Source organism: Methanobrevibacter sp., from assembly GCF_045586545.1.
Taxonomy (GTDB): domain Archaea; phylum Methanobacteriota; class Methanobacteria; order Methanobacteriales; family Methanobacteriaceae; genus Methanocatella.
In genome coordinates, this window is the sequence record NZ_JAZNAN010000104.1 from 1 (window position 1) to 11,159 (window position 11,159).

The 11,159-nt window shown below is 35.3% G+C and carries 15 protein-coding genes; 8 read left to right on the plus strand and 7 right to left on the minus strand.

Features of this window, described 5'->3' with window-relative positions; all coding sequences use genetic code 11:
* Positions 1-116: 116 nt before the first annotated feature.
* On the minus strand, positions 117-1,766 hold the full coding sequence (gene thsA / locus ACKI3D_RS07815) for a thermosome subunit alpha (RefSeq protein WP_407393475.1): 1,650 nt from the start codon (positions 1,764-1,766) through the stop codon (positions 117-119).
* 118 nt (positions 1,767-1,884) lie between these two features.
* On the opposite strand from thsA, the gene ACKI3D_RS07820 reads away from it, so the two are divergent.
* The 6 genes from ACKI3D_RS07820 (at position 1,885) to ACKI3D_RS07845 (ending at position 5,373) form a co-directional block, all read left to right on the plus strand.
* On the plus strand, positions 1,885-2,901 hold the full coding sequence (locus tag ACKI3D_RS07820; RefSeq protein ID WP_407393477.1) for a hypothetical protein: 1,017 nt from the start codon (positions 1,885-1,887) through the stop codon (positions 2,899-2,901).
* Positions 2,902-2,927: 26 nt separating this feature from the next.
* The gene (locus ACKI3D_RS07825) at positions 2,928-3,083 is read left to right on the plus strand and encodes a hypothetical protein (RefSeq protein WP_407393479.1); all 156 of its coding nucleotides are present in this window, start codon (positions 2,928-2,930) and stop codon (positions 3,081-3,083) included.
* A 38-nt stretch (positions 3,084-3,121) separates the two neighbouring features.
* The gene (locus tag ACKI3D_RS07830) at positions 3,122-3,574 is read left to right on the plus strand and encodes a hypothetical protein (RefSeq protein ID WP_407393480.1); all 453 of its coding nucleotides are present in this window, start codon (positions 3,122-3,124) and stop codon (positions 3,572-3,574) included.
* Positions 3,575-3,582: 8 nt separating this feature from the next.
* The gene (locus ACKI3D_RS07835) at positions 3,583-4,224 is read left to right on the plus strand and encodes a DUF116 domain-containing protein (RefSeq protein WP_407393482.1); all 642 of its coding nucleotides are present in this window, start codon (positions 3,583-3,585) and stop codon (positions 4,222-4,224) included.
* Positions 4,225-4,706: 482 nt separating this feature from the next.
* Positions 4,707-5,012: a nucleotidyltransferase domain-containing protein gene (locus ACKI3D_RS07840; RefSeq protein WP_407393484.1), complete on the plus strand. Its 306-nt coding sequence runs from the start codon at positions 4,707-4,709 to the stop codon at positions 5,010-5,012.
* Entirely contained in the window at positions 5,005-5,373 is a 369-nt protein-coding gene (locus tag ACKI3D_RS07845) for a HEPN domain-containing protein (protein WP_407393486.1), read from the plus strand. The genes ACKI3D_RS07840 and ACKI3D_RS07845 overlap by 8 nt, the downstream gene beginning before the upstream one ends.
* Positions 5,374-5,560: 187 nt before the next feature.
* On the opposite strand, the gene ACKI3D_RS07850 is transcribed toward ACKI3D_RS07845, so the two are convergent.
* From ACKI3D_RS07850 to ACKI3D_RS07865, 4 genes are read right to left on the minus strand one after another with little or no spacing between them, the layout of a single operon-like run.
* The gene (locus ACKI3D_RS07850) at positions 5,561-5,767 is read right to left on the minus strand and encodes a hypothetical protein (protein WP_407393488.1); all 207 of its coding nucleotides are present in this window, start codon (positions 5,765-5,767) and stop codon (positions 5,561-5,563) included.
* A gap of 1 nt (position 5,768) precedes the next feature.
* A complete protein-coding gene (hmgA, locus tag ACKI3D_RS07855; protein WP_407393489.1) occupies positions 5,769-6,968 on the minus strand; it encodes a hydroxymethylglutaryl-CoA reductase (NADPH) in 1,200 nt (399 codons plus the stop codon).
* Positions 6,968-7,831 carry a succinate--CoA ligase subunit alpha gene (sucD, locus tag ACKI3D_RS07860; protein WP_407393491.1) on the minus strand — a complete coding sequence of 288 codons (864 nt, stop codon included), beginning with the start codon at positions 7,829-7,831 and terminating at the stop codon, positions 6,968-6,970. Before sucD ends, hmgA begins: the two co-directional genes overlap by 1 nt.
* A 13-nt stretch (positions 7,832-7,844) precedes the next feature.
* The gene (locus tag ACKI3D_RS07865) at positions 7,845-8,570 is read right to left on the minus strand and encodes a hypothetical protein (RefSeq protein WP_407393492.1); all 726 of its coding nucleotides are present in this window, start codon (positions 8,568-8,570) and stop codon (positions 7,845-7,847) included.
* Between the two features lie 127 nt (positions 8,571-8,697).
* On the opposite strand from ACKI3D_RS07865, the gene aroD reads away from it, so the two are divergent.
* Positions 8,698-9,375, plus strand: coding sequence for a type I 3-dehydroquinate dehydratase (gene aroD, locus ACKI3D_RS07870; protein WP_407393494.1), 678 nt, complete (start codon positions 8,698-8,700; stop codon positions 9,373-9,375).
* Positions 9,376-9,379: 4 nt separating this feature from the next.
* Positions 9,380-9,979 carry a S24 family peptidase gene (locus ACKI3D_RS07875; RefSeq protein WP_407393496.1) on the plus strand — a complete coding sequence of 200 codons (600 nt, stop codon included), beginning with the start codon at positions 9,380-9,382 and terminating at the stop codon, positions 9,977-9,979.
* Positions 9,980-10,067: 88 nt separating this feature from the next.
* Here ACKI3D_RS07875 and ACKI3D_RS07880 read toward each other — a convergent pair whose 3' ends face one another.
* The gene (locus ACKI3D_RS07880) at positions 10,068-10,406 is read right to left on the minus strand and encodes a P-II family nitrogen regulator (RefSeq protein ID WP_407393498.1); all 339 of its coding nucleotides are present in this window, start codon (positions 10,404-10,406) and stop codon (positions 10,068-10,070) included.
* 14 nt (positions 10,407-10,420) lie between these two features.
* Positions 10,421-11,159: ammonium transporter (locus ACKI3D_RS07885; protein WP_407393499.1), on the minus strand; the 739-nt coding region annotated here is incomplete at its 5' end.

The window sequence follows — 11,159 nt, forward strand, 5'->3', positions numbered from 1 at the left end:
TAAATAAAAAACATAGATTATATTTAAGTTAGAATAAAAAACAACATATTTAATAAAGTATAATAAAAAATAAGCAAATATAATTAAAAAAAGAAAAATAATGTAAAAAATTAATTTTACATCATTGGAGGCATACCGCCCATACCGCCTGCACCAGGCATTGGAGGCATACCACTGTCATCATTTCCAGACTCATCCGGACCGGTTGAATTAAGTGCATTTCTTGCTGCAATCATATCATCAATTCTTAAAATCATTTCAGCAGCAGCACCAGCAGATTGTAGCGCTTGAACTTTTACTCTTAAAGGTTCAATAACTCCTGCTTCTTTCATGTCAACGACTTCACCGGTGAAAACATTGATTCCAATGAATTTAGAGTCTTCGTGAGCAGCTTTCAAATCAGCAATTAAGTTGATGGTATCTAAACCTGCATTTTCAATTAAGGTTTTAGGAATGACTTCTAAAGCTTCAGCGAATTTCAAAATAGCCAATTGTTCTCTTCCACTTACAGATTCACCATAATCTCTTAATTGTTTAACTAAATCAATTTCACAAGCTCCTCCACCAATAAGGACTTTACCTTCTTCGATAGTAGCTGCAACTACTCCTAAAGCATCATCAATAGCTCTTGCAATTTGTTCGGTTACATAACGGGTACTGCCTCTAAGTACAATTGAGGAAGCTTTCGGATTGTCACATTCTTCAATGAAAGTCAATTCATGATCAAATATTTTATCTAAGTAAACGTGACCTGCATGACCTAATTTATCTTCACTTAAATCTTCAATGTCGGTTACGAGTTTTGCACCGGTAGCCTTTTCGATTCTTTCCATGTCAGATTTTTTAACCCTTTTATATGTCATGATTCCTGCTTTTTTCAAGTAGTGCTCTGCCATATCGTCAATACCTTTTTGACAGAACAATACATTTGCGCCTGAATCAACAACTTTAGCTACCAAATCTTTAATCATTTGTTCTTCTTGGTTTAAGAACAATTCAAATTGTTCAGGACTGGTAATGTCAATTTTACTAGTAGTATTCATATCCTTTAATTCAATAGGATATTTCATGATAGCAATTTTTGCATCCTTAATATCTTTAGGCATTGATTTAGAAACTGGTGCCTTATCGATAACTACGCCTTCAGCCAAGAAGGAATCTTCTACAGAATCTCCGGAAACTCTTTGAATGTTAATATTATCAATGTCAGATTTTCCATCTTCTTTGATTCTTAATGCAGCTTTAACAACAATGTCCGCTAAGTGTTCTTTTGCATAGTCAGATCCTTTACCGCTCATTGCAGTAACAGCTACTTTTTTAAGAGTGTCTTCATCATCAGCATCAATAGCAATTTCTTTTAAAAGTTCAACTGCCTTTTCGGTTGCATTTCTATATCCTTTTACAACAACGGAAGTTGCAATACCATCATCTAATAATTCCTCAGCTTTAGCTAATAATTCGCCAGCAATAACAACAACAGAAGTGGTTCCGTCTCCAACAATATCTTCTTGTTTTTTAGCTGTTTCTACAAGCATTCTAGCTGCAGGCTGGTTGATTTCCATTTCTCTCATGATAGTTGCACCGTCATTGGTGACAGTCACATCACCTAATGAGCTGACTAACATTTTATCCATACCTTTAGGACCTAATGTGGTTCTTACAATACCTGCTAATACTTTAGCAGCAGTAATATTCATTCTTAAAGCGTCCCTTTTTGTATACCTTTCGGTTCCTTCAGGAAGGATGAATATTGGTTGATTTGCCATTTAATAATCACCTTTAAAATTTTTAAATAAAAAATATAAAACTAAGTTTTTATACATATTAACATAGGTAAGAGGTAATATAAAAACATTACCCATTAAACTAACTTTTGGTGTGTTAATGTACGAAGAGATAATAAAGGAAATTAAACTTAACCTGGGTGGAAACAAGGATTTGGACAGAAAATACCTATCAGGCCAAATTGAGAAATATAAGGACCACCCATACAATAAAGAAATCTTAAAAGAGATTTCACGTATGATGTGGGACTGTTTGAGTGATGAGGAAAAACTGGAATACATTGAAATTACCAATAACGAAAATCAGGTAATGGACATTTTGAATGATGTCTCATATGATGTGGAAAGTGGAGATTATGATACCTCTTTAGAGAAATTGGACAAGTTTATGGAAAACTTTTATCCGATGTTTGAAGACGATGAAGTAAGCGAATATCACTTTTTCACAAACCCCTTAGAAGAGATATTATTTTATACATATGTCGGTGCCAAAAAAGAGGTAAGATTAATACCTGACAACCAGCCCCTGCTTGATTTGTATTACCTTTATGGATTTCTGCTTCTTGAAAACCAGCAGCTCGAAAAAGCAGAATTATATCTTAAAAAAGCAATCAGAATCAATCCGGTTTCTTCAAGAATCATTCTGGAGCTATGTGAAATCTACAAACAGCACACCTACAATTACAATAAATATGTTATGTATACAACAGAAGCTCTCCAATACGCATATTACCCTCAGGACATTGCAAGATGCTATAGAAACTTAGGGGCATATTATATTGAAGAAAATCAAATGGAAACCGCATTGGCATTATTCAAATATAGCATGGAATATGATTTAAGTCCCCTTGCATATAAAGAAATCATTTATATCCAATCAAAAAACAATTTAGATTTTTCAATTGAGGAATGTGAAGAGATTATTAAGGCTAAAAACATTCAATTGGGAGCAAATCCATTAATCATTGAAACACTTGAGGAATTAACCGGAGAATATGAAAAAAATCAATTATATAACCAGGCAATATATTTCTATAATATTCTCTATACTTTGACAAAGGATAATGAAATCCTTGAAAAAATTAACAATTGTAATGATAATTTAAATAATATATAATATAATATAATAATAGGTGATTTATAATGTGTTCTAGCGGAGGGCCAATGGCCGACATTGATTTGAAAAAATTGAAAACAAAAAAATACCATTGTAAAGACTGTGGAAATACCTTTAAAGGTCTTGGAAAAAAAGTAGTTTGTCCTTCTTGTCAAAGTGACAACGTTGAAGCTGTAGAGTAAATTTATTTTACTCTTCTTTTTTTATTTTTGTGATTATTATGAATATTGATTTTAAAAATGATGAAATACTATTTCTTGAAGGTGAAACCGGAATTGTAGGCATTGTCAAAGTTGCTTATGAAGATAAGATGCTGTTTATTGCAACACAGGACAATGAAGAGATAGTCCAGTTTTTAGAATCAGATGATATCATTGCCGTTTCAAACTTTAAAAAGGACAAACGTGCAATAAGGGCACAGGCTTACCTGAGCCGTGAAGAATCATCCCCGCTCATTATTTTAAATAAGGACCACCCGTCAACCAAAAGGCTGGAAACAGTAATCTCAATCGGAGATGGAGTAAACCTGAACTGCAATATTATCCCTGGAACCCATCCTGAACAGAACATTCTGTGTTCCTGCGACAGTCTATCCGGACTTGAAATAGTAAAAACACCGACCGGAGTTAAATTAAATAAGGAATTTGACAATTATTCAATTGAAGAATTTTAGGTAAAAAAATGTTATTTATCGATTCATTTTACATGTTTTTAGGGCAATTGGTAGTTTTTCTAGCTATTCTAATCGTGATTCTTTTTATTGTAGTTCTAATTCTAGGATATTTAATAGCTCGTAAAAACAAAATAAAGTTCCCAAGATTCCTATTATATATTGTGGACTTGTTATATTCCCCATTCAAGACTATTGCTCATTTTTTGAAATTGGATGACCATCTGATTGATGATATTGCAATAAAGGTAAGGGATGAACTTAACAAGGAAAAATTCAGACAGATTCCTGCTGAGAAAACCTTGATATTCCTTCCACATTGTCTTAGACACAAAGACTGTCCTGCAACACTTCAAAAAGAAGGTTTGAATTGTACTGAATGCGGATTATGTTCAATTGGAGTAATCAAGAAAAAATCAGAGCCTTTAGGCTATAAACTGTATATTGTTCCGGGATCAAGTTTCGTTAAAAAGATAGTTATGGAAAACAAGTTCCAGGCGGTTCTTGGTGTGGCCTGTCATGAAGACTTAAACCAGATGATGATGTTGCTTTCCGATTTTTGTCCTCAGGGAGTTTTGCTTGAAAAAACAGGCTGTTTTGAAACAAAAGTAAATGTTAAAAAAGTATTTGAAAAAATAGATTCCAAATACTAATCATAACAAAACCTGTATGATTACTACTCAAAAAATATGGAAAAGAGGGTATAAAAATCAACACCACCAATGACCCCTTACTCGCTTTTATTTATCGCATTGACCATCATTGAAATGTCATCACCCCAAATCAATTATTTAACATTTGTTACAACTATCAAGGTTATAGCTAGATTAGTTTGATTTGTAGGAGGAGTTGATATTATAGTGAAATTGCAATCTTTAAGTCAAAAACATCCAAGCAATTTGCACCTAAATTTAAAATTATTTAGTGTTTTTACACATGTGCACACTTGTACTTTTTTGCTTTTTCGCACTTCCGCCAGTTATATTTAATTATTCTCCCCAATATTACAATACACAATATTGTGATAAACTTTCAGCGCTGAAGTAGTTTTTAATCAGCGAATGGTTGAAAATTTGGAAAAAAGGAATAATTTAAATATTGTTGCATGGAAATATTAATTCAAGGAGGGCAATCCATGTCCAAAAAATTTGAAATAGCTAAAGATTTTGCAAAAAATATCAAATCAGATAAAATCAAACTCATGATGTTGTTTGGATCCGTTGCAAGAGGAGATTATCGGCCGGATTCCGATATCGACATTTTAGTTGTTTCCAATTATCGCAAGGATATTTGGCCTCAGATTTCTACAATCATCGCAGATACCGTTTTAAAAGAAGGCGAACTGCTTTCTGTCCATGTAATGAGTGAAAATGTTTTCAATGAAACTAAAGATTATTCCTTTTTAACTAATGTTTTAAAAGAGGGAATTGTTCTTGAGTGAAATAGAAAAACTATGCAAAAAATCATATGACAAACTAACATCCAGCAAGACATTATATGAAATTGGAAACTACACAGATTCTGCAAGTTTAGCTTATTATTCTATGTTTTTAATGGCTAAAGCATTATTAAGGAAAAAAGGATTAAATGCCAAAACCCACCAAGGATTAATAAACTTATTTTCCTTAAAATTCGTTTATGAAGAGGATTTTGATCATGGAATTTACGCAAATTTTGCGGCTAGCCAATCCATACGAGAAGATGCCGACTACAGTGCAAATGATTGCATTAACCAAGAAATTGCTGAAGAAGTGATCTCCCATGCAGAAGAATTCCTCAGCGAAGCTGAAAGATTTTTGTAGAACAAATAAAAGATTTATGAGATTTTCTCATTAAATCTTTTAAAATTAAAATTAAATTTGAATTATCTTAAAAATTAATCCGTTTTAAAATGATATTGTCAATATCTAATTTTGTGTATTGCAGGAAAACTCCCACAATATAGATATTGAACGATTAAGAAATATTACTCTTTGGAGTTCGAAAATACTAATCATCAAAATAGCTTACAAAATCACGGGATTCGGGAGTTTCACTGAATTCCTTAATGAAATCCTCCAAATCCTTAATGAATTCTTCTTTTCTTTTATCCAAATCTTTTATTTGAGAATAGTCTTTTTTTACTGCTATTGACATTATTATATCATCAGTTTCGAGAGTGATTTCCGGATACAGGGCATCTATGAAATCATCCATATTATCCTCTTCCATGTTGCTGATGTGCTCTTGCAAGGTGTCCTGCGGCAATAGCTCCGATTAAAGATAATTCTCCCGCTAAAACAGTACATGCTACAATTTCGGCAAATTCACGGGCTTTGCCTGAACCTGCAACACCCAATATTTCCAGTCCTTCATGAGCTGCTTCAAGACTGGTTCCTCCACCGACGGTAGCCACTGGAAGGTCCGGCAAGTTAACTGAGAAATATAAATCTCCATCACGGTTTTCTGCTGTAGTAATGCCTAAAGATCCTTCTACAACATGAGCTGCATCCTGGCCGGTTGCTAAAAATATGGCTGCAACCATATTTGCATAATGCGCATTGAATGCCATGCTGCCTGATGCGGCTGATCCGATTAAGTTTTTAGCAGTGTTTACTTCAACGATTGTATCGACTTCAGTTTTAAGTTTTTTAGCTACAATCTCTTTTGGTATTAATATGTCTGCTATAACGCTTTTTCCTCTTCCTTCAACAATATTTATAGCAGCTGGTTTTTTATCTACACATACATTACCGCTTAATGCAAGATGTGTTGCAGTAGTGTCCTGTGCAAGTTTTTCTAGGATTTTTTCAGAAGCTATTGTTACCATATTCATTCCCATACTGTCCCCGGTTGAGAATACGAATCTTGGATAAACATAGCTTCCAACAATTAAGATAGGGTCAATTTTAATTAGTTTACCATGAGAAGTTGTACTTTCTGCGATTGTTTTTAGCTCGTCAAAATTATCGATAAACCATTGTCTAATTTTCAATGCATCACTAACACCTTCACATTTAATTGCAGGTGCACGGGTCATGATATCAGATACTACTCTTGCATTTGCACCTCCGGATGCAGTAATGGTTGATGCCCCTCTGTTTACTGATGCAACCAATGCTCCTTCGGAAGTGGCCAAAGGCACAAATACCTCCCTATTACAGTATTCTCCATTTACTTTCAATGGGCCTGCAATACCCATAGGAAGCTGCAGAACTCCAATGGAATTTTCAATGTTACGGGCGGACGCCCTCTCCATATCAAGAGAATAATTTGAGATGTTTTCCAGATTAATATCATATTTTTGCTCCAGAAACTCTCTTCTTATATCTGTTGCTTCTTTTGCGGAAACTTCTTTATCAACCTGATAAAGCTTCATTTCTCCATTTAATAATTTATCAATAATTTCCTGAGTCATTACATAACCTTTTTAAGTAAATCTACAATTTCAGATGGTTTAATAGCTACGTCCACACCGGCTTCATTCAAAGCTTTGGTCTTACTTTCAACGGTACCGGAATTTCCTTGAATTATTGCTCCGGCATGTCCCATTCTTTTGCCCGGCGGTGCGGTTCTTCCTGCAATGTAGGATACGACCGGTTTAGACATTTCATCTGCAATGTATTTTCCGGCTCTTTCTTCTGCTGTTCCTCCAATTTCTCCAATCAAGACAACAGCATCTGTTTGGTCATCTTTTTCAAACCTTTTCAATATATCAACGTAATTATCACCGGTAACAGGGTCTCCACCAATACCTACCGCAGTACTTTGGCCGATTCCTGCATTGGTAAGCTCACTGGCGATTTCATAAGTCAATGTACCACTTCTTGAAATAACCCCTACATTACCTTCAGCAAAAATGTGAGTTGGCATGATACCTAGCTTACCGACACCTGGAGAGATAATTCCCGGAGTATTTGGACCGATGATTGTTGTGTCCATCTCTTTTGCATATGCCATGATTTTCATACTGTCATGAACAGGGATATGCTCTGAAATGATAACAACCAAATCCAAATGTCTGATTGCTTCAAAAGCGGCGTCTTTTGCAAATTTTGCAGGTACGAAAATAATGGAAGCGTTAATGTCAACTTCCTCTTTTGCCTCTTCAATTGAATTGAAAATTGGAACCTGGTCTAAGAATTTCTGACCGCCTTTTCCAGGAGTAATACCTGCAACAATATTTGTATTGTAATTTAACATTTGTTCTGTGTGGAATGAACCTTGTTTACCGGTTATCCCTTGAACTAAACATTTTGTATCTTCATTTAATAAAATCATATCTAAAAAACTCCTATCTTAGTATTCTTGTTTTATTTTCAAATGGAACAGCTAGATCTATTACATTTCCATTCATAAACGCAGTTGCTGAGAAAATTACACTGCCTGGTAATACATTACAAGTTGTTCCTCTTTCAACTAAATAAACATTCTTGTTTCCAAGTGCAGCACCAATCATTGCACCGGCAATGACACCGACTGATTCAATATTCTCGACTGTTGCAACGACAACAGGATCATCGGTTTCAGGTGAAACATAGCCGACACCAGGTATCTTTCTTGTTTTTGCTTCGATGTAATCGGATACGTCAGTACAGTTTGCAATACCTTTTGCCGCATCAATCGCTGAGTTTGCAACATCCGCTACAAACGGCTCACCCCCATATGTATCGAAACCCAAAACAATTGCATCTGGATATCTATCCGGCCTTATGTTTGCTTCAGCATAGGAAATTCCTTCACCTGCGTTTTCAGGATCCTGTGAAATTCCGGACAAATCCCCCAAGTTTTCCGCACTCATCTTTAAAACGTTGACCAAACCTTCATTAACCACTTCAAGCAAGTCATCTTCTACAAATGCGCTGACGACCACATCATCACCTGTGACATTTGTAAGTGCCACGTCCCTTGCGCCCAATTCTTTTACTGAATGAAGGTTCTTTTCTATGGTTTCTACTAGCTTGGCACTACATGACACATCATTTTGAGATATATCTGCACCAATAGCCGTAATTTTCAAATTAACACCTTGTATAATTGATTTTTGAAATAATAAAATAAAATATTTTATTGATATATTATTTGTTGTTTAATTTATATAAACATTAAGAAACTTTAATTAATAGCCATGTTAAATATATTAATCAATGTATTCTCAAACAAAAATTGCAATACCTATCTTTCAAGAAAATTGCAAGGATGTAATCGAAGTAGCCCGTGATTGTATTGACAAGGGTGCAGACATTTTGGAGTTTAGAATAGACGCTCTAAAAAACCCGGATATTTCCGAAATCAAAAATACAATCGAAGAGATTAATTTTCCAATGATTGCTACCAACAGAATCAGCTCAGAAGGAGGATCCTTTAAAGGAAGTGAAGAAGAAAGGGTCAACATACTTTTTGAATGCTGTGATTTGGTTGATTATGTTGACATTGAACTTCAAAGCAATGACGAATACATTAAAAAAATCCATGATAGTGGTGTTAAAACCATTGTTTCCTATCATGATTTCGAAAAAACACCCCAATTAAATGAAATTCTTTATATTGTTGAAAAAGAACAAGAAATGGGAGATATTGCTAAAGTCGCTTTTATGCCACAAAATCTAGAAGATACATTGACAATTCTTGCCGTACTTTCCCATTGCGAAAATACAATAGCAATTTCCATGGGGGATTTGGGAAGCTATACCAGAGTCATGGCAGCTAAATTCGACTCACCAATCACCTTTGCGGCAGGAACCGACGTAACCGCTCCAGGCCAAATAGACATTGAAACCATGAGAGCACTTTTGAATATGGACTTGAACATCATGGACGGGTGAAAATATGGCTAAAAAGATTATTTTAGCTTTAGTTATACTGATTTTAATAGTTGTTTTCGGAATGCTTTTTTTATTTAATGACACTGTCGACATTTACATCGACGGTGAAAACGTTACTGTTGAAACCCACAGCCTTTCAGACGTTGATGCCCATAGTTTAAATGAGGAGATATGCGAGTATACGGTCAATGTAATGAACGATACAACAACCGATATCGGCACCTATAAGAATAATGTAGAAGGGATTTGCAGCAAATATAATATAGACCCTGAAATCAATGTCGATTCAAGTATCGGACCTGACCAGATCCCAGTTATTGTTTATGTGGACGGAACTTCAATGCTTCCAACACTGCAGGATGGTCAAACTGTGCTTTTGAATAAAACCCATGATGTTCATGTTGGAGATATTGTTGTGGCCGAATCCGATGAATATGGCGGAATCATCAAGCGTGTCGATGAAATCGATGGAAATAACATTCACCTAGTCAGTGACAACAAGGAAATCTCATATGAATACATTAACGGTGTCTTATATGAAATACAGGGAATTCAAACATGGGTTGACATTTCTGACATAAATGGTGTGGTAATTTCTTATTAAAAAAAGAGGAAATAATGCATTATGCACTATTTCCCAGGGAGATATTATAAGAACAATAATATTGTTCAACTCTTTGTCATACAGAGGACTACACGGCATCGTCCCCCTCTTCACCAGTTCTTATTCTAATCACATTATCTATCGGATGGATAAAGATTTTTCCATCACCTATGTTTCCGGTGTGTGCGCCTTTTTTAATTGCTTCTACAATTGTATCTACTCCTTCATCCTTCACAACAATTTCTATACGTGTTTTTGGAATCAAATCGATACAGTAGCTTGATCCTCTATAGGATTCCTTTATACCTCTTTGACTTCCTCTTCCTTTTACTTCTGAGACGTTCATCCCTTCACATCCTACTGCAAGAAGGGCGTTTTTTACGTCAATGTATTTTTCCTGTCTTATAATCGCAACAATACTTTTCATGATATTCACTCCTATCAGCCGAAGTTGTATGCAGATTCCTCGTGGAGATTAGTATCTAATCCACCGATTTCCTCATATTCTTCAACTCTTATACCGTTCATAGCTTTATCTAGAACTTTAGCAAGTATAAAGCTTATTGTAAATGAATAAATTATGGTAGCTATTACACTTATTATCTGAACTACTACCTGATTGGCATTTCCTGCTATTAAACCTGCTGCACCACCGATTGCAGGGACTGCAAATATACCGGTTGCTATTGCTCCCCATACTCCTGACATACCGTGAATACCCCATACATCTAAAGCATCATCATAACCAAGTTTTGGTTTGAGGTAATAGATTGCAAAGTATGAAACAACTGGAGCTATTGCACCAATGAATAATGCACCAAACACATCGACAAATCCTGCTGCCGGAGTAATTCCTACAAGACCTGCTACTGCACCGGAAATTGCACCTAATACTGTTGGTTTTCCAACAACATAAGTATCAATTATTGTCCAAACAAGAAGTCCCATTGCTGCTGCAACATTTGATACAATAATAGCATTAGCTGCAAGTCCATCTGCAGCAAGACCGGATCCTCCGTTGAATCCCATCCATCCAAACCATAATAATGCTGCTCCTAAAACAGCATATCCTAAATTATGCGGAATCAATGATGGATCTTTTCTTTTTCCAAGCACTAATGCAACAGCCAATGCGGAAATACCTGAGTTGATGTGGACAACTGCACCTCCTGCGAAATCG

Excerpts from the sequence above, each read along its gene's own strand:
- thsA (WP_407393475.1), bottom strand. The coding sequence starts at position 1,766 with ATGGCAAATCAACCAATATTCATCCTTCCTGAAGGAACCGAAAGGTAT.
- ACKI3D_RS07820 (WP_407393477.1), top strand. The coding sequence starts at position 1,885 with ATGTACGAAGAGATAATAAAGGAAATTAAACTTAACCTGGGTGGAAAC.
- ACKI3D_RS07825 (WP_407393479.1), top strand. The coding sequence starts at position 2,928 with ATGTGTTCTAGCGGAGGGCCAATGGCCGACATTGATTTGAAAAAATTG.
- ACKI3D_RS07830 (WP_407393480.1), top strand. The coding sequence starts at position 3,122 with ATGAATATTGATTTTAAAAATGATGAAATACTATTTCTTGAAGGTGAA.
- ACKI3D_RS07835 (WP_407393482.1), top strand. The coding sequence starts at position 3,583 with ATGTTATTTATCGATTCATTTTACATGTTTTTAGGGCAATTGGTAGTT.
- ACKI3D_RS07840 (WP_407393484.1), top strand. The coding sequence starts at position 4,707 with ATGTCCAAAAAATTTGAAATAGCTAAAGATTTTGCAAAAAATATCAAA.
- ACKI3D_RS07850 (WP_407393488.1), bottom strand. The coding sequence starts at position 5,767 with ATGGATGATTTCATAGATGCCCTGTATCCGGAAATCACTCTCGAAACT.
- hmgA (WP_407393489.1), bottom strand. The coding sequence starts at position 6,968 with ATGACTCAGGAAATTATTGATAAATTATTAAATGGAGAAATGAAGCTT.
- sucD (WP_407393491.1), bottom strand. The coding sequence starts at position 7,831 with ATGATTTTATTAAATGAAGATACAAAATGTTTAGTTCAAGGGATAACC.
- aroD (WP_407393494.1), top strand. The coding sequence starts at position 8,698 with ATGTATTCTCAAACAAAAATTGCAATACCTATCTTTCAAGAAAATTGC.
- ACKI3D_RS07875 (WP_407393496.1), top strand. The coding sequence starts at position 9,380 with ATGGCTAAAAAGATTATTTTAGCTTTAGTTATACTGATTTTAATAGTT.
- ACKI3D_RS07880 (WP_407393498.1), bottom strand. The coding sequence starts at position 10,406 with ATGAAAAGTATTGTTGCGATTATAAGACAGGAAAAATACATTGACGTA.